At 68.7% G+C, this 278-nt stretch carries 1 protein-coding gene; it reads left to right on the top strand.

Going from position 1 to position 278, the window contains the following annotated elements; all coding sequences use genetic code 11:
- Window positions 1-278 (top strand): sodium/proton-translocating pyrophosphatase (locus tag RVY79_RS19335; protein WP_317466188.1); only part of this gene is annotated, 278 nt, incomplete at both ends.

Genomic DNA, 278 nt, shown 5'->3' with positions numbered 1-278 from the left:
AGATCGCCGGCATCATCGGCGTGGCCTTCGCCGCAACCTCGCTGCTGGCGCTGGCCGGCATGGTCGTCGCGCTCGACGCCTATGGCCCGGTGACCGACAATGCCGGCGGCATCGCCGAGATGGCCGGGCTGGAGGATGAAGTCCGCCACAAGACCGACGCGCTCGACGCGGTGGGCAACACCACCAAGGCCGTGACCAAGGGCTATGCGATCGGCTCGGCCGCGCTCGCGGCGCTGGTGCTGTTCGGCGCCTATACCACCGACCTCAAGGAGTTCTTC

Source organism: Chromohalobacter sp. HP20-39 (assembly GCF_033052815.1).
Lineage (GTDB): Bacteria > Pseudomonadota > Gammaproteobacteria > Pseudomonadales > Halomonadaceae > Chromohalobacter.
This window is presented reverse-complemented; position numbering and strand designations above follow the sequence as displayed.